The sequence below is a fragment of the Fulvimarina pelagi HTCC2506 genome (genome assembly GCF_000153705.1).
Taxonomy (GTDB): Bacteria; Pseudomonadota; Alphaproteobacteria; order Rhizobiales; family Rhizobiaceae; genus Fulvimarina; species Fulvimarina pelagi.
The window spans coordinates 301,697-318,281 of sequence record NZ_DS022272.1; the positions used below are offsets into that span (position 1 = coordinate 301,697).

Consider the following 16,585-nt stretch of genomic DNA (forward strand, 5'->3'; position numbering starts at 1 on the left):
GCAGGTAATATAATCGATCGTTTAAGAGAGCGCATCGAGGGGAAATTTTACTATCTCGGCCTTGACATGCAGCATGAAAAGTGTGTAAGGGCAAGCGACAATTGCGGTTTCACAAAGCTTAAGATGTTAGGACAGTTGAAGCGCTGATTGCAAAGGCCTTGCGGTTGCTTTCCCGTCGTCCACCACCGATAATAGACCCGCCCTCCACTGGCCAATTCGCGTTTCGTCCATGACAGAGCGTTCGGTCCGATTGTCCGAATGGGCTGATCGGACGGCCCTCGGGGCTCACTTGAGCCTATTCCGTTAAACGCTTTGCAAGCTTCGCGTATCTCTAGCTGATGGGGAGGCTGCACTTTCTGGCGTGGAAAGCGGATGCGTTTGAATATACGCGAGATGCTCCTACGGGTCATCCGCTTGCCCACCGCTTTTCGATCCGGTCGGAAATTACCTGCGTGTTAAATGTCGGGATGGCATCCTTGCCGGGATCGGGCCGCGGCGGATCGCGTTGCCCAAAAGCTACCTCTCTGCCTATTTTTAGCTTCTGCGTAGAATGCTGGGCGCGTGATGCTACTCAGGATTTTGCGCTTCATCCGAAGATCGCACTTTCTCGGCGCCTTGTTCGCGCCGCAGCGCGTGCGGTTAAAAGTGATGAAATCAGTCACTCGTAGTTTGCTGATCGCTCCCGGCAGCTTCGGCACCTTCCGTATGGTACATTCCCAAAGGCATTTTCGCGAGCGCCAACAGCCGGCCTTAGGGTTTTCCTAGCTCAGTAGGTTCGGACAAGGGTTCGTGATTCAAGCTGTCGAGCCGATATGAAGCAGCCGTGGCACGAGCATTATCGATCGAACTTCGGCATTGGGTTAGATCCAATGCACCAGGGTGCGACGACGCATAAGGAGGCCAAGCGGTTCGCAATCGCTACGGCCGCCCGTGGCAATCGCAGGATCTTTCGGGGCATGCCGCTTCGCTACAGATGAGCAGCGACCGCCGGTTGGGCCGGATCGGGGTGAAGGCCGACTTTCTCTTTGCCCCGGTAGACGAGACCGACGACATCACGCGTCATGAGATCCAGCGACGCGCGGCCGAAGAGTACCGGCTGGAGGTCGGTGTCGGCACGCTTTAGCGGTCCTTCGACCGGCGCGCGTTCAAGTGAGAAAGAGGACCGCGCACGAGAGCGAACAGAATTGTCCGGACATCCGACAGCGAAGCTTGCTTTGACGGCCAGTTTGATCTCGATCCCAAGAAGTTGGTCTTCATCGATCGAGACGCATCAAACACGAAGATGGCCCGCAGATAAGACTTAGTAAAAAGCGAGAGATGCCGCATTGGCGTGCCGCACGGGCACTGGAAGATATCGATGGTCACCGACGACTTGCGGCATTTAGTCATGACGGCGGCGATACCTCTGGACAGGGCCATGAACGGCGTCGCCTTGCAAGCCTTTATCGAGCAGGTCCTGGTGCTTGCGCTAGTGCCCAGCGACATCGTCGTCATGGACAGTGGAGGTGACAGATGGCTCCAGAGACATGGCCCACGAGGCCGGAGGCATTTGCAGGGCGATCGAGCGGGCCGGTGCCATCGCCTCCTTCCATCCGACAGTACTGACTCCAACTGGACCGATATTACTTTCGCCAAGTCGAAGGCGCCGCTGCGAGCCTGTGCCGACCGAGCCACCGACAGGCTTGGGCTCCAGTCAAATCAATTCTGACACGCTTCCGGATCGATGAACGCGCATAATACTTCTAAGCCACCAGCTTCGATGTAGCGTCACTGGAAACGCTTTCGTGGAGCTTGTTGGGGCGGCTCCTGAGGAGTCATTTAATGGGAGACGGCGTTAGTCAAAAACGATGTCGTTTGCGTGCGGACAGTTTTTCTCGTCACAGCTCGACACAAGATAAGGCTTGAGGGAATCGCTAGTAGGCAAATCGCGATAGCCGGTTTCGGAAATGAGCGCTCGAAGGGCGGAGATTAACATAAGAAGCGATGACAGAGACCGCGCCCGTTTCCTCCTGCGTTAATTGATAGCCGATCCATTCCGATTTGGCTTCGGATGATCGCGGCACTGGAAACGGGTTGTCAGTGCGCTTCTTGGCTTCCTCGTCTTTTCATCAGATTGCGACCACACAGACGCCAGTGGTAAGCTCTCCTCCGATAAGGAGGTCTTCGATCGCTCCATGCGATGGGCGTCGACGGAGAGCTTTTTGGCGACCGCGACGCGAGCGCACCATGCCGCGGCATCCGACAATATGATTACCGTCAAACCCAAAGCTCGAACATGTATTAGAATGCAACGGCAGCAAGCGAGCCGCTTCATAGGAAAGGAGCGGCCGCGATCATCGCTCGGCGACCGGACGTTCGAACAGCAGGCTATCCGATGGCCGGTTCCACTTGAAGAATCGACATTGATGGCCCCGCCGCCGTACAGCGGAGATCAATTGTATGAGTGCACAAATCTATTTTTATGAAACTGCAAATGGAGAGTCGAAATGACGTTCCTTAAACCTTGGCAACCGCAGCTTCTTGGCCTTTTGCGCATCATGTCGGCCGCGTTGTTCCTTCAGCACGGGACGACCAAGCATTTGAATTTTCCCGTCAGTCCCATGAACGATACTCCATTCACTTCGCTCGGCGGAATTGCGGGTCTCTTCGAGTTGGTAGGGGGTGCGCTGCTCCTCGTCGGGTTGTTCACCCGTCCAGTTGCTTTCGTACTTTCGGGTTTGATGGCCGCCGCGTATTTCATCGCGCATGCGCCACAAGGCTTCTTCCCCATTCTCAACGGGGGTGAACTTGCCGCGCTCTATTGCTTCGTTTTCTTATACCTTGCCAGTAGTGGCGGCGGCGCTTGGAGTGTAGATCGTGCCATACGCAAAGATGTGTAGGACAAGACCAGCGGTCAGGCCGGAAACGTCAGGATCTGCAAGTATGCCGATTAATTGAAAGAGTCCAGAACAGCGTCGCCTTCAGCGATCGAGGATGACCCATAACATAATGACGACAGGTGTCTTCGCGCCCTATTGTCGTACGACGTCCTAGATCGGCTGCCAGGCGCAAGCGATGCGGGCGTTCGAACATCAAATAATCTGCCGGAAAAAAGCGAGTGTTGAGCGATAGCATTCCGCTTCATGCGCTGAATACAGTCGCCTTGAAGGCGTGCTCGATCAAGAAGCAAGAGATTGGCCAGACCGTCTTCAGGTAGAGATAGCCTTATCGCTCTCGCCGATGACCGAGGTGCTGAGGGAGAGGGCGATGTCTGCCATGTCGAGAGGCCTCCCGACAAAGAACAGCTACTGCGGGCAGATTTCTATTAGGAAGAAGTAGAAGCGGAGATTGGCGAAACCACAATTACTGCCTGATCCTGCGCATAGGGCCCGCGTTTCCACCGGACCCAAGATTGAGAGCAGGTGCTCGGCTCGACCACCATGACGATCTACTCTCCGCGCCAAAACCCGCCCATATGTGCACTCGGGAAAGATCTCTTGCTGCTTTGCGTAGACCGGTGCCGACGAGACGAGAGTTTGGGTGGCGCTGTCGGAGAAGGTCGAATGTTTTCCGTCTGCAGGACTGCCTTGTGCTTTGGGCTCGCTAAACGTGCATGGATTCCAGCTTTGAGCATGCAGAACACGTACGTCGTTTGTCGCATTTCTGCTCAAACGGGCGAACTGCGTCGCCGCGGATCAAGGTCTGAGGCAGGCCCGATCTCGGGTAATGGTCCGACCTTTTGACCGTCCTTCCTCTGCGTGAGAGAATTTCCGAGAATACGGACCTACGGGAGGTGGGCCATGCAGACGGGAGTGCAGCAAAAGCCGATGCACGCCTTCGATGGAGGCGAAATGGGTGCAATCGCCCACCTCTATCGCGGGGAGGTCTACCGCTCGACGATCTGGAGAACGCGCCTCGATACGACCACCAACTGGTCCGTCGTGACGCTCGGCATCGCCCTGTCGATCACCTTCGCCTCGCCCAGTGCATCTGCGCTGCCCCTGCTTCTCGTTGGGATCCTGATCCTGTTCTTTCTGGGACTGGAAGCTAGACGCTATCGTTACTTCAATGTCTGGCGTGCGCGTGCGCGCTGGATGGAGACCCATTTCTACGTCCCGGTACTGCGTCAGGACGCTTCAATCGACGAGGCTGAATGGACCGAGGTGCTCGCCGCAGACTATATTCGGCCGCGCTATCACGTCAGCTTCTTCACCGCGGTCGGGCGGCGGATCAGGCGAAACTATCTCTGGATCCTGATCATCCAGTCAATCGCCTATATCGGCAAGCTCATCGTCCACCCGACCAGTATCGAAAGCTTCAACCACTTTGTGACGCGCGCCGATATCGGCCCGCTTCCTGGAGAAGCAGTCTTGATCGCTGGGGCATTTTACGTGGTGACTTGGACCGTCATCGCGATTTGGAGCATGCGCCATGACCAGCGACGGGCTCGAGACCGGGGGTCGTCAAGTGCAATGAATTAAGCAGGGCGGTTCGTCGATACCTCTTGGCGCTCGTTAGAACGACTTCATTCTGGGCTCTCTCGCGGAAATGAGCACGATCGCGCATTCTTCGGATGTCCGCACTCTGTCCAGGGCTCACTCGACCAATGATGTTGGCAAATCGCCTCCGCAAAGCGAGTTAACGCAGACGGCAAGCCCTTTCAAAATAGTTGCTCCGAGGCATTTGACCGAGCCGGGCATGATGCGGTGGGGCGTGGATAGGGCAGGCGATCTCCTTCAGGAATTCGCCGTGGAACCAGATCGCATCTTCGAGCGCCGGCGCTCTCACTTCCTGTCGGCCGCCGCCCGCAGCCAACAAGCCTTCGCAATGAACACATTCAACTCGAAAGCCTTGCCAGCTTCGGTCGCCCGGATGCGAAGCTTTCCGTCAGTGGTGACCTTGGCGCTTTCGAGGGATGCGATCGGCTAGAGGATTTCTTTGCCGGTTTCGGCCCCGCGGAGGGAAGCCTGACATTCCCACGGCTCGACCCTCCTCAACTGGTGGCGGTTGCGAGGTCGAAAACGCGACCAACCGGCCAGCCGGTTCCATTTCACGGACAAGGTCGTGTTCCGAGTGACCCATGGCTGATAGGATAAACCTATCGTTTCTTCCATGCATTGCTTCTTCAAACTATGAGATAGGCATCCCCAATTTCCTGCCGGGCGGCGACAAAAGCGCGCCGACACGTTTCGAAGGAGATTGTTATGTTTGGAAGCAAAGCCACACCCTTGGTGGTCGCAGGTGCATTGTTCATGGTCACCGCGCCGGCGCATGCGTTGGTAAAAGTGACTAATGAGACCGACGCTACCCATTCCGTGACGTTCGACCATGGCGTGGAAGAAAATCGCCATGAACTGGCGCCCGGCGATATGGTGGAAGAAGCCTGTCCAACTGGATGCGGCGTCCGCTTTGCCGGACATGACTTCACTGCCGTCGATGGCAACGAGTTGGCGATCGAAGAAGGCGCCACCCGCCCGACCCTGAAGAACTGAGGCTTACCCTCGCGCGATGCCGCCGGAACGGTTGCGTAACCGGCGGCATGTTCATTCGAGCGTCAGTCCTGTGAAATCGCGCGTTGCCACCTCACGCATCGTGGATGTGATCGTCTCGAAGATCTGAGTCTGGCTCGATCGTTCGCGCCAGACGAGGCCGATCGATCTCGTGATGGGAGCCCCGCTCAGCGGTATCGCGACCACATCTGAGCGTCCGACGACCTCCGACTGAACATAAAGGGCGGGCAGAAAGGTTACGCCCATCCCCATACCGACCATCTGTCTCAATGCATCGAGGCTCGTTCCTTCGTATTCCCGTAGGAGACGCGCTCCATGCTCTTCGCAGAGATTTCTGATCCTGTCATGGAGGTGGAAGCCGCTTCGCATTCCAAGCACCGCACGACCGCGCAGTTCACTCGCTTCGATACTCTGGCGTTCCGCAAACGGATCATCGGCAGCGACGGCGAGGAACAGCTTCTCTCGAAAAAGACGCCTGACGATGAGGTCATCGCCCGATACCGGAAGCTGAGCGAGGATGATGTCGTGAATGCCCTCTCGCAGTTCGTGTTCGAGATGAAGTGGCATTGCATCTCGAATGTATAGGCGGAGCGAAGGATATTGCCGGTGAAGATGCGCAACGACTTTCGGCAGCATGTACGGCCCGAGAGTTGGCTTGGCACCAAGATTCACTGTCCCGACAACACCGTCCCGGAACGTTTCGGCGAATTCCACGATCTGCCGGATTTCCCGAGATATCGTTGCCGCGCGCTCTGCAACCTCGCGTCCAGCAGCGGTCATGACGACACCCCTTCGACTGCGATCGACCAGCCGAACGCCCAGGGAGGTCTCGAGGGCCTGCACCTGTGCACTCAGGGAGGGCTGGGCCAATCCACACTTCCGCGCAGCCTCGCCAAAATGCAGCGTCCGCGAGACCTCGAGCAGACACTGTAGCTGGCGTAGACTCGGCGGCTTGGTCATCACGTTAGAGGGTCCAGATAGGAAATTCCTATCGATAACACGAAGATTCGTATCTCCCAACAATCGGTAAGCGGTCCCATCTGCGCTGCGTAACAGATCGAAAGGAGCGCATGATGAGAACTCAAAAGATCATCCCAAGCCTGCACCCCCGGCTGAGGACACTCGCCGAATACAAGGCCAGGATCGAAGCCCGGATCGCTGCGGAAATGAAACGTCCGTTGCCGGACTCGATCTACCTGAGGAGCTTGAAGCGGCTCAGATTGCAAGCAAAAGACGAAGCGATCGCGATTACAAAGCGCCTGAGTTCGGACGGGCCCTCTCGTCCCTCGGCGGCTTGACACGCCCATGCAAACGAGAACGCGCGTCCGTTCAGACCGCCGTAAAGCTCATCAATTCTAAACGCCTGGATCAGTGCAATCACCAGGGGCTGTGGAACTGGCGCCGCCCTTACGACTATGGCGGAGAATGACATGACGTCTTGGACCATCATCGAATGGACGACTTCATCTCAAGCATAGATTGTCATCATTCCTCGCTCGGACTTTGTCCAAACCGCCTGGATCAAGAAGCAGACGCATAACCGCTCTCTTTGCGAGTCGACTGACAAATAAACCCGCTGTGCAATGACCGCATGCGGCGAAGCGCTCACCAATGTTCGGGCCCCTCTGGCGAGAGCTGCCGGCTTTCTCGTGATGTCGAACGGATCACTCCACGCTGCCGGCGAAGGTTCTCCCATGGACTTCGCATTTCTCGTTATCGATTGGCTGGGCAAGCCTGTATGGATGTGGCTCGGCTTTCTAACCGTCGTCGTGGCGCTGCTCGTCTTCGACCTCGGCGTTCTTCATCGTGAAAATCGAGAGATCGAGGTACGTGAGAGCCTTGTTCTTTCATCCATGTACATCGCCCTCGGACTTGCATTCGGCGGCTTCGTCTGGTGGCAGCTTGGCTCCGAGTCGGGGTTGAACTATCTCACGGGCTTTGTGGTCGAGAAGACGCTTGCGCTGGACAACGTTTTCGTCATCGCCCTCATCTTTTCCTTCTTTGCCGTTCCCAGAAAATATCAGCACCGCGTTCTGTTCTGGGGCATACTCGGTGTGATCGTGCTGCGCGCGATCATGATCGGGCTTGGCGCTACACTCGTGTCGCAGTTCTCCTGGGTGCTCTACGTCTTCGCTGCCTTCCTGATCATTACGGGTATTAAAATGCTCTGGATCGGCGAAAAGGAACCGGATATCGGTAACAATCCGATCGTCGGCTTTCTGCGGCGCCGTTTCAACGTGACGGACCAGCACCACGGCGAAGCCTTCTTCGTGCGAAAGGCGAATCCTGTCACCGGCCAGCTTACCTGGTTCATGACGCCGCTGTTCATGGCGCTCGTCATGGTAGAAATTGCCGACGTGATCTTCGCCGTGGACTCCGTGCCGGCAATCTTCGCGATCACGACGGATCCCTTCATCGTCTATACCTCGAACATTTTCGCCATCCTCGGCCTCAGGGCTCTTTATTTCGCGCTGGCGGCGATGATCCATCGCTTCCGTTACCTGAAGCCGGCACTCGCGATCGTGCTGATCTTTATCGGCTCGAAGATATTCGTCGCCGATCTGCTGGGTCTAGAGAAGTTTCCCGCAACGCTTTCTCTCAGCATCACATTCGCGATCATCGGTTCGGGTGTCGTTTGGAGCCTGATCAAGACCCGGCCGACGGCTCCATTCGCGGGTAAAATGAAAAACGTCCAGATCGACGGAGAATGAATGGCCGATCGCGAAGTACTGCACTACACCAAAATCCGGCAGTCCAACGGCGATATAGCGTTGTCCGGAGACCCTAAGGGCGCTGTCCCATCGCTGAGGATGAAACGCGTAGACCGTAAGCGAACGGAAGAAACGGAACTTTAAATCTGGCAACCGAACCGTGCTAAAAGAAGATCTGTTTTTAAGGTGCCGTTCGTTGAGAACAAAGCGTCAAGAGACGTCCTCAAACGTCTCTTGACGCCTGGATTTTTACGGAAAATCAACCGCGGCTTTGAGCAGAATTAAGCGTCTGGATATCTACCCTTGCCGAAAAATGGCAAGGAACGTAGTAATTGACACTCCCAATGTCATTGAAAGTCATAGTTAGAAGCTTGCCTGAAGCAAAAGTAGAGAGGCAACGCTATCGCCGTTGTAGATTTGGCCCGGATAACCGTATCGCGTAAATCTCAGTGAACTTGGCAATCCAGACTAACCAGGCACTCGCTGCGTCTGCTTCGAAATCAGTCGGCGAATCGTGACTCAAATTCCCAAACGTCGTCAAAGCCAATCAGTTTGCTGAAAGCGCGAAATTCGTAGAGATCGTCCTCGACATTAAGCGAGGAACCGTCGTCGCGGATGGCGCGATATACCTTGGTAAGCGCCTTTGCCATCGCAAGAAAGCCTGTAGCAGGATATATTGCGAGACTATAACCTAGCGCTTCCAGTTCGTCGCGCTGCAGTATGGGCGTCGATCCACCCTCAACCATGTTGGCGACGAGAGGTTTGTCGATCGTTTCGCAGATGCGCTTCATCTCCTCCAATGATGTCGGTGCCTCGAGAAAAATAAGATCGGCGCCGGCTTCGGCGTAGCTTGCGGCGCGCCGCAGCGCGTCTTCGATACCCTTCGAGGCTAGAGCATCGGTGCGCGCGACGATCAGGAAGTCATCGTCCGAGCGGGCGTCGACTGCAACCTCGATTTTCTTCACCATGTCGGCACATTCGATGACCCGGCGGCCGGGCGTGTGCCCGCACCTCTTCGGAAACACCTGGTCCTCGAGCTGTATGCCCGCGATGCCCGCGTCCTCATAGCCTCGAACCGTGTGGGCGACGTTGAGGAGCCCGCCGTACCCGGTATCGCCATCCGCGATCAGCGGCGTTGCAGTGCCTTTGGCGATGGTCGCCGCGCGCCCCAGCATGTCGGAATAGGTCGCAAGTCCGGCATCTGGCAGGCCCAGGGTCGATGCGACCGTGCCGTAGCCGGTCATATAGAGAACATCGAAGCCCATCGTGTCGGCGAGCTTCGCGGAGATCATATCGAAAACGCCGGGCGCTGAGACTATCGCCTTTTGTTGAAGGCGTGCGCGAAGAGCGCGCCGCTTTTTTTCCGCCGTGATCTTTTTGATCCCACTCATAGTACGCTCCCCCGTGCAGTTACCCATTGCATCGGTTAACACAGCTCAATATTGTACACAATCTTGACCGGAGGCAGCATGACGGGACGAAAGCGCGATGACGACGGCACCGGGCATGGTCACTCTGCCGACCGGGCCTATGCTATCATTCGCAGCGGACTTCTGCGGGACGAATGGCCGGCCGGAACCCGGCTTTTGGAAACTGAACTCGCCCGACGCATCGGTGTCAGCCGCACACCCATCCGCGACGCCTTGCGTCGCCTCGTGAACGAAGGTTTTCTCGAATATGCCGCCAATGTTGGCTGCCGGGTTCGCGGTTGGGGCCGCAATGACATCGACTCAATCTTCGATCTGAGGATCGAACTTGAAACCTATGCCGCCAGGCGCGCTGCGACGCGGATCAGGCCCGGTGAGATCCGGCAGCTCACCGAGCTCTGCGATGCCATGGAAGCCGTCGTTGAACGCAGTCTAGGCTTGCCCGAACTGCGTGACGAACTGACCCCGCTCAACGACCGGTTTCATACGGTCATCACCGAGGCCGCAGGCAACGCCAGGCTGACTCCGGTGCTTGCGAGCGTCACCTTCGCGCCGATGGTCCTGCGAACCTTCCGCCGGTACCGGGAGGAAGAGGTTATGCGCAGCATGGGTCACCACCGCGAACTGGTCTCCGCTCTCGAAAGCGCAAATGCCGACTGGTCCGCTGCGGTCATGCGCTCCCACATCCACGCAGGCTACGTCGCCATGATGCGCGACGCTGTGTTTGAGATCGAGCCGTGACGTTCCAAGCCGAGCGGAGGCGAGTACGCAGCAGAGACGCGACGCAGGCTCCTTGACAGTAAGCCTCGATTGTATACAACATTCAGAAGCCCAGCAATGCTGGGAGGAGGGGCAGACCTAGCGTTTCATCGGAAACGTATGGGGTATGAGCGAGACTTCTGGGAGGAAGACAGATGAAACATTGGGCGGCGACGGCCGTGATCGCATTGACTGCGCTTGGCGCAGGCGTTGGGCAATCCCATGCGGAGCGTACCCTGCGCCTGACGCTTCAGGTTCCGACCAACCACCCCGTCGGACAGAACATCCTGTTCTTCAAGGAGAAGGTAGAGGAAGTCTCCAACGGCGAGATCACGATCGAAGTCTACGATTCTGCTCAGCTATACAAGGGCAGCGAAGTTCCCCAGGCAGTCTCGTCGGGCGCCGTCGACATGGGGCTCGTCCTGATCGACGAGTATGCCGGCACGATTCCAGCGACCGGGCTTTTCTCCGTCGCCTTCATGTTCCCGGATTACGATACGCTCGCCGAGGCGGCTGGGCCCGAAAGCCCGGTGCGCCAGAAGATCGACGAGATGATCCGCGAGACGGGCACGCGTGTGATGTGGTGGCAGGACTACGGCCCGGTTCAGCTCCTGTCGAAGGATGCGCCGCTCGTCACCCCGGACGAGATGGAAGGCAAGAAGGTTCGCGTCCTCGGCAAGCCGTCCGGCGACTTCATCGAGGCAGTCGGCGGCGTTCCGGTGAAGATCGGCGGGTCGGAGCAGTTCCTCGCCTATCAGCGCGGCACAGTCGATGTCGGCATGACGGGCACGACCGCAATCCAGTCCCGAAAGCTCTTCGAGGTGATGGACTGGGTGACGATCACCAATCACGCCCAGACCGAATTCCTGGTCGTCATGAACGACTCGACCTTCGATTCCATGAGCGAAGAAGAAAAAGGGTGGATGCAGGAGGCGGCCCTGGCTGCCGAAGAAAAGATGCGCGCCGAGACCAAGGCCGACAATCTCGCCTCCCAGCAGTTCATCGCGGACGAGACCGAGATGCAGGTCCAGGAACTGACGCCTGAGCAGATCGCAGCCTGGCAGGAAGCCGCGGCACCCGCCGTCGAGGCGTATATCGAGTCGGCTGGCGAAGAAGGCAAAGAGCTCGTCGAAGCCGTCAAGTCGCTGAACTGAGCCAGACAGTCCGATGGTGCTCCCAGCACGCGCACCGGCCAAAAAATTGGCCGGTCCCGCCGTCTTGAGATGGACCGACCGAGCCGGTGCGCTCTGCGCCCGGCTCGGCGATGTGCTGGTGGTCGCCATCGCGCTGATGCTCTTCTTCGAAGTTGCCGCGCGTTATCTCTTCAACGCACCGACGATCTGGGCCCAGGACATCGCGATCGCCTGCCAAGTCTGGTTCACCTATCTCGGCATGGCCTATGTGCTGAGGCAGCGGCAGATGATCCGCATTACCGCTCTCGTCGCACTGGCGGGCCCCTTTCTCCGCCGCCTTGTCGAGAGCTTTACGCTTCTCGTGATCTTGGCATTTTGCACCGTTGCCGTGGTCTACGGCATCGACGTGGTCGTCGACTCGATCCGGCTGGGACGCAGGCAACCGACCATGCTCGAAATGCCGAACTGGATCGTCGAAATCCCGGTCGTCTTCGGCTTCTTGCTGCTTGGCATACAGGCGCTCGCCGACCTGATCCGGCTGCCGTTCGGGCCGGCCCCCGAATTTTCGTCCGGCGGAGAACATGCGCCCTCGACCGATGGACATTTGACCCAATGACGCTCGTCGTCGTCGTTCTCGCGCTCCTGATCCTTCTCTTCGTCGGCCTTCCGGTGGCCTTCGCGCTGGCCGGGCTCGGCACCTTGATGCTTTATCTCAAGGGCCTGCCGCTCGTGATGGTAGCCCAGAACCTGCACGGCGCAGTCGACAACTTCATTCTCCTGTCCGTGCCGCTCTTCTTGCTGATGTCGAACATCTTGCTGAAAGGCGGAGTTGGACGCGATCTCTTCGAGGCGGTTCAGAGCTGGGTCGGGCATTGGCCTGGTGGCCTCGGCATCGCCGCGCTCGCGTCCTGCGGGATCTTCTCGGCGATTTCGGGCAGCTCGGTCGCAACCGCCGCGACGGTTGCGACGGTCGCCGTGCCGGAGATGACGGCTCGGGGTTATGGCCGCTCCTTCACGCTCGGGCTCCTCGCCGCAGGCGGCACCCTCGGCATCCTGATCCCGCCCTCGATCCCGCTCATCGTCTACGGCGTCATCACCGAGGAGAGCATCGGCAAATTGTTCCTCGCCGGAATTGGTCCCGGCATCCTGCTTTTGATCCTTTTCGGCATTTTCTGCATCGCCTATTCGCGTTTTTCGAGGGCTTATGTGCCGTCGGAAAAAGTCGACGCCACGCGACGGCGCCACGCGACCATCCGTGCTCTGCCGACGGCCGGGCTCGCGGTTCTAATGATCGGCGGCATCTATACCGGCATCTTTACGCCGACCGAGGCCTCGGCCGTTGGAGCCGTCTTCGCGTTTCTGATCACGGCGTTCCTGCTGCGCTCGCTGACGCGCGAAGGCTTCGTTGCGGCCGTGCGCGAGACGGTATCGACAACGATCGTCCTCTTTCTCATTGTTATCGGCGCCAAGATCTTCGGTAAGGCGGTGACGCTCTATCAGGTGCCCGCGCAGATCTCTCAGCTCTTTGACACCGGCGCGCAAACGGCGACTGGCTTCCTCGTCATCGTGGGGCTGATCTTGCTTTTCATTGGTCTCTTCCTCGAGAGCCTTTCGATGCTTCTGATCATGATGCCAGTGCTGTTTCCGACGGTGCTCGCACTCGGCATCGATCCGATCTGGTTCGCGATGTATTTCGTGATCCTGATCGAGGTGGCGCTGATCACGCCGCCGGTGGGTCTAAACCTCTTCGTGATTCAGGCCGTAGCGCGATCGACGCTCGGCGAGGTCGTACGCGGTGTATTGCCGTTCATCGGCCTCATGTTTTTATCGATCTATCTGCTTTGGCAGTTCCCGGTGATTGTAACTTTCATACCCAGCAATCTTTAGAAAACGCCGCTTGCACCCGACCCACGCAGCCAAAGTTCTCAAGGGCCGTAGGCCTTTTAAGGTCCGATCGCGGAAAGAACTTCTACATCACATCATCGAAGCGCGCGTGCTTCCTCGAATGTGAGCGTTCTGGTTGCGTCGCCGTCGAAATTGACGAAGGCGAGGCGGTTGCGCTTCTCAACGAGTTGTGCTGGCAACGGGTCATATCGAAACGCCTCGCCGCCGAGATGCGGCGTGAGCGATCCGATGTCGACGCGGTTCAAACACGCGGCCGGCAGTCTTGACCGTATGCAAGCAAGGCCGAGCTTCCTGCGCATGCGATGAAACGGACAGGGGCTGTGAACCCATAGCCGGTGGAAGCGGGACGGAACGACTATGGATATCGCAGTTATCGGTGCCGGCATGGCGGGGCTGAGTTGCGCCGAACGCCTGCACGCTAGGGGCTGCAACGTATCGCTGTTCGACAAAGGGCGTGCTGTCGGTGGTCGGATGTCGACCCGCCGCGTCGACATCGATGATACATGCTTGCAGTTCGATCACGGGGCGCAATTCTTCACAGCGCGCGACCCACGTTTTGCCAAGCGCGTAGAGGGATGGGTAGAGGCCGGACACGTTGCTCGCTGGCCGGAGGGGCAGCAGGATGCCTGGATTGGCCAGCCGGCTATGAACGCGCCTTTGTTGGCGATGGCAGAAAATCTGAAGGTAAGCGTATCGACGCGGATCGAAACGCTGACCCGCGATAACGGTCATTGGCACCTTCATGGAGGAGGTGTCGGAGAAACGGCGTATGATGCCGTTGTCGTAGCCGTCCCGGCCGAACAGGCCGTATCACTCCTGGCTCCTCAAGACGCCACCATGGCCGCTTACGCCGAAAGCACCCGATCGAAGCCATGCTGGACCGTGATGGCTGCGTTCGACACTCGCGTCACTGCTTCTGAAACCGGGCCGATCCGCAACCGCGGTGCAATCGAATGGGCAGTGCGCGACAGCTCCAAAACCGGCCGCGAGGATCGCGAGTGCTGGGTCATTCATGCAACGCCCGACTGGTCGCTCTCGCATCTAGAAGACGAGCGGGAAACCGTAGTGTCGGCCCTCCTGGAGTCGTTGTCCAGAGAGCTGGAGGACGCTCCAAATGCCGAGGCCGTCCGGCCAATCTATGCCGCCGCTCACCGGTGGCGCTACGCGCGTTCGGGTGCTGCAGATGTTTCGCTCCTCTGGAACAATTCCATCGGTCTCGGTGCATGTGGAGATTGGCTGATGGGGCCGCGGGTGGAATGCGCGTGGCTGTCCGGTGCCACTCTAGGCGATGCGATCTTGACGAGCATGGGGTCCGACTGACGAAACACTCGTGCAAATCTGCAATCAGCTCAATTATTGGGGCATCGTTAAGTCGCGCCGGATGAAAAATGGAGTGCTATGGTCGTCTCGGTCAAGCAATTGGAGCGCGCCGCGAATTCCCGCCATCGAGCATGGTTTCGACGCGATCGGATCGGCCGGTATAGGCGCAACGCGCGATAGGTGAAGCGCAAGTTTACTGCGCAGGGGACAGCGGCTCGGGCACAGGGTTTCGGATCGGTGTGACCTGCTGCAGGTAGGCGTAGATCGCGGCCAGGTCGGCATCGGTCATGTTCCGGTAAGCCGGCCACGGCATCGGCGGCAAAAGTGGCCGGCCCTGGCCCATGTGGCGCCCGTTGCGAATCGTCTCGATGAATTGGGTCTCGCTCATGTCGCGCAGAACGCCGGTCTCCGGATCTGGAGTGAGGTTTGCTGTGAAACTCACGCCCCACGGACCGGACCAGGCGGTACTGGTCAGATTGGCCGCCATCGTCCAACCTTCCGGTACTACCGCCGGCGCCTCGATCGTTTCGTCGGCGGGGTGGCCCGAAAGAGCTCGGGTCGTGTCGGGTTCAGGGCCATTTGCGCCCATGATCCAAGGCGTGTGGCAGTCGTGGCAACCTGATGTGTTCACCAGATAGTCGCCGCGCGCGATCGGGTCGCTTTCTTGAGCGGCAACGCTCGAGCCGGCAAGCGCAAAGCAGAGCCCTGCGAAAGTCCTTGAGAGTGTCACTTTGATGCTCCTTCTATGATGCGCGCGTGTTTATCGGCGCGGGGGTTGTCCTGAGCTTCGACCCATGCCCTCAGAAGGGCGACGGCCTCATCGTCGACGATTGCCGTGCCGAGCGGCGGCATCTGCAACATGCGATTGCGCGAGCCCATGCGGAGGAGCACTGCACTAGCGTCCGGATCGCCGGGAGCCACGCGCAGAACCACACCCTCCGGCAGTCCAGCGGGGGCTTTGTGTAGGGGCGTGCCAACAGTTGTGACGCGCGCCGAAGCGGTGGCTTCGTGAGGCTCGTAGGCGAGATCGAGACCAAGATCGGCAAGGGCGCCGCTATCGGTGTGGCAATGCCCGCAATTTGCGTGAAGGTAGCCGAGCGCCGCGCGCTCTACATTGCTGGTGGCTGCAATCCGCGGCGCGGGATCGTCCGAGAGGCCAGTAATCAGCCCGCGTTCGATGAGCGCCGCGAGATCGACGGCGTCGTCCGGAAGTACCTCGGCATGGGGAGCCGCCGGGTCTCGATCGACCGACAACTGGAGTGCCGTAAATCCAAGTACGGGGCTCGGTCCGCTGCCATGGCAGACGCGGCAATCCGTACGGGCAGGGATCGTGTGCGACTGGCCATCACTCAGCGGCCAGGCCCCTGCACGGCCTCGTTCCGGCGCGAGTGTTGCCGTGCTGCCGTCCTTACTCCATTCGTAAGCCGCGAAAGTCCAGCGGCCGGCGCCCTGATGTTCCATGAAGCGGGTTTCGACTGGGCGGCCGTCGAACGAGAATTCCTTCCAGAATCTGGTGCCATCCGGAAAAATCCAGCCCGCAGAGCCCGCAGCGTCGATTGTCGCGCCGGGCGGGAGCGAGATCCAGCGTCGCTTGATCGCGCCGTCGGTCCAGAGGGGATATTGTGGTGAGAAGGCGAGATGCGCCGGATCGACTGTCAGCGTTTCCGGTTCGGAATATAGGCCGGTCGCGAAGAGATCAGTGGGCAACTCGAGCTGGAGAGCTGGGTCGACCGGTTGGGCAGCCGTCGAGCCGAGCGCCGCAAACGCGGCTGCAACGACAAGTGTCGCGCCGAAATGGCGAGCCTTGGCGATGATCGGGTTGGGCATGGCGCGACGGATCT

General features: G+C 58.7%; 17 protein-coding genes. 12 read left to right on the forward strand and 5 right to left on the reverse strand.

Annotated features, from left to right (window positions below):
• Positions 1–973: 973 nt before the first annotated feature.
• The 5 genes from FP2506_RS18890 (at position 974) to FP2506_RS01390 (ending at position 5,471) form a co-directional block, all read left to right on the forward strand.
• Positions 974–1,123, forward strand: coding sequence for a hypothetical protein (locus FP2506_RS18890; protein WP_007065557.1), 150 nt, complete (start codon positions 974–976; stop codon positions 1,121–1,123).
• Between the two features lie 1,363 nt (positions 1,124–2,486).
• Entirely contained in the window at positions 2,487–2,879 is a 393-nt protein-coding gene (locus FP2506_RS01375) for a DoxX family protein (protein WP_007065560.1), read from the forward strand.
• Between the two features lie 900 nt (positions 2,880–3,779).
• Entirely contained in the window at positions 3,780–4,460 is a 681-nt protein-coding gene (locus FP2506_RS01380) for a DUF2270 domain-containing protein (protein ID WP_007065562.1), read from the forward strand.
• A gap of 217 nt (positions 4,461–4,677) precedes the next feature.
• Positions 4,678–4,908 (forward strand): hypothetical protein, encoded by a 231-nt coding sequence (locus tag FP2506_RS19050; RefSeq protein ID WP_148227431.1) that lies wholly within the window; start codon positions 4,678–4,680, stop codon positions 4,906–4,908.
• 275 nt (positions 4,909–5,183) lie between these two features.
• Entirely contained in the window at positions 5,184–5,471 is a 288-nt protein-coding gene (locus FP2506_RS01390; RefSeq protein WP_007065564.1) for a hypothetical protein, read from the forward strand.
• 51 nt (positions 5,472–5,522) lie between these two features.
• On the opposite strand, the gene FP2506_RS18245 is transcribed toward FP2506_RS01390, so the two are convergent.
• On the reverse strand, positions 5,523–6,449 hold the full coding sequence (locus FP2506_RS18245; protein WP_040488820.1) for a hydrogen peroxide-inducible genes activator: 927 nt from the start codon (positions 6,447–6,449) through the stop codon (positions 5,523–5,525).
• Positions 6,450–6,559: 110 nt separating this feature from the next.
• Here FP2506_RS18245 and FP2506_RS01400 point away from each other — a divergent pair, with 110 nt between their 5' ends.
• Together FP2506_RS01400 and FP2506_RS01405 are read left to right on the forward strand one after the other, a co-directional pair.
• Entirely contained in the window at positions 6,560–6,787 is a 228-nt protein-coding gene (locus tag FP2506_RS01400) for a DUF465 domain-containing protein (protein ID WP_007065568.1), read from the forward strand.
• Between the two features lie 396 nt (positions 6,788–7,183).
• Positions 7,184–8,200 (forward strand): TerC family protein, encoded by a 1,017-nt coding sequence (locus FP2506_RS01405; RefSeq protein WP_040489277.1) that lies wholly within the window; start codon positions 7,184–7,186, stop codon positions 8,198–8,200.
• A gap of 500 nt (positions 8,201–8,700) precedes the next feature.
• On the opposite strand, the gene FP2506_RS01410 is transcribed toward FP2506_RS01405, so the two are convergent.
• A complete protein-coding gene (locus FP2506_RS01410; protein ID WP_007065571.1) occupies positions 8,701–9,591 on the reverse strand; it encodes an isocitrate lyase/PEP mutase family protein in 891 nt (296 codons plus the stop codon).
• 78 nt (positions 9,592–9,669) lie between these two features.
• Between FP2506_RS01410 and FP2506_RS01415 the strand changes: the two genes are divergently transcribed.
• From FP2506_RS01415 to FP2506_RS01430, 4 genes are all read left to right on the forward strand, one after another.
• A complete protein-coding gene (locus FP2506_RS01415) occupies positions 9,670–10,368 on the forward strand; it encodes a GntR family transcriptional regulator (protein ID WP_007065572.1) in 699 nt (232 codons plus the stop codon).
• Positions 10,369–10,541: 173 nt separating this feature from the next.
• Positions 10,542–11,540 (forward strand): TRAP transporter substrate-binding protein DctP, encoded by a 999-nt coding sequence (gene dctP / locus FP2506_RS01420; protein ID WP_007065573.1) that lies wholly within the window; start codon positions 10,542–10,544, stop codon positions 11,538–11,540.
• Positions 11,541–11,553: 13 nt separating this feature from the next.
• Entirely contained in the window at positions 11,554–12,135 is a 582-nt protein-coding gene (locus tag FP2506_RS01425; RefSeq protein ID WP_007065574.1) for a TRAP transporter small permease, read from the forward strand.
• Entirely contained in the window at positions 12,132–13,406 is a 1,275-nt protein-coding gene (locus FP2506_RS01430; RefSeq protein ID WP_007065575.1) for a TRAP transporter large permease, read from the forward strand. The genes FP2506_RS01425 and FP2506_RS01430 overlap by 4 nt, the downstream gene beginning before the upstream one ends.
• Before the next feature lie 92 nt (positions 13,407–13,498).
• Here the strand turns inward: FP2506_RS01430 and FP2506_RS19055 are convergent, their stop codons facing one another.
• Positions 13,499–13,669 (reverse strand): PDZ domain-containing protein, encoded by a 171-nt coding sequence (locus tag FP2506_RS19055; protein ID WP_007065576.1) that lies wholly within the window; start codon positions 13,667–13,669, stop codon positions 13,499–13,501.
• Between the two features lie 112 nt (positions 13,670–13,781).
• Here FP2506_RS19055 and FP2506_RS01435 point away from each other — a divergent pair, with 112 nt between their 5' ends.
• Positions 13,782–14,744: an NAD(P)/FAD-dependent oxidoreductase gene (locus tag FP2506_RS01435; protein WP_040488821.1), complete on the forward strand. Its 963-nt coding sequence runs from the start codon at positions 13,782–13,784 to the stop codon at positions 14,742–14,744.
• Between the two features lie 193 nt (positions 14,745–14,937).
• Here FP2506_RS01435 and FP2506_RS01440 read toward each other — a convergent pair whose 3' ends face one another.
• A complete protein-coding gene (locus tag FP2506_RS01440) occupies positions 14,938–15,474 on the reverse strand; it encodes a c-type cytochrome (RefSeq protein ID WP_007065578.1) in 537 nt (178 codons plus the stop codon).
• Entirely contained in the window at positions 15,471–16,571 is a 1,101-nt protein-coding gene (locus FP2506_RS01445) for a hypothetical protein (protein WP_007065579.1), read from the reverse strand. The genes FP2506_RS01440 and FP2506_RS01445 overlap by 4 nt, the downstream gene beginning before the upstream one ends.
• Between the last annotated feature and the right edge of the window lie 14 nt (positions 16,572–16,585).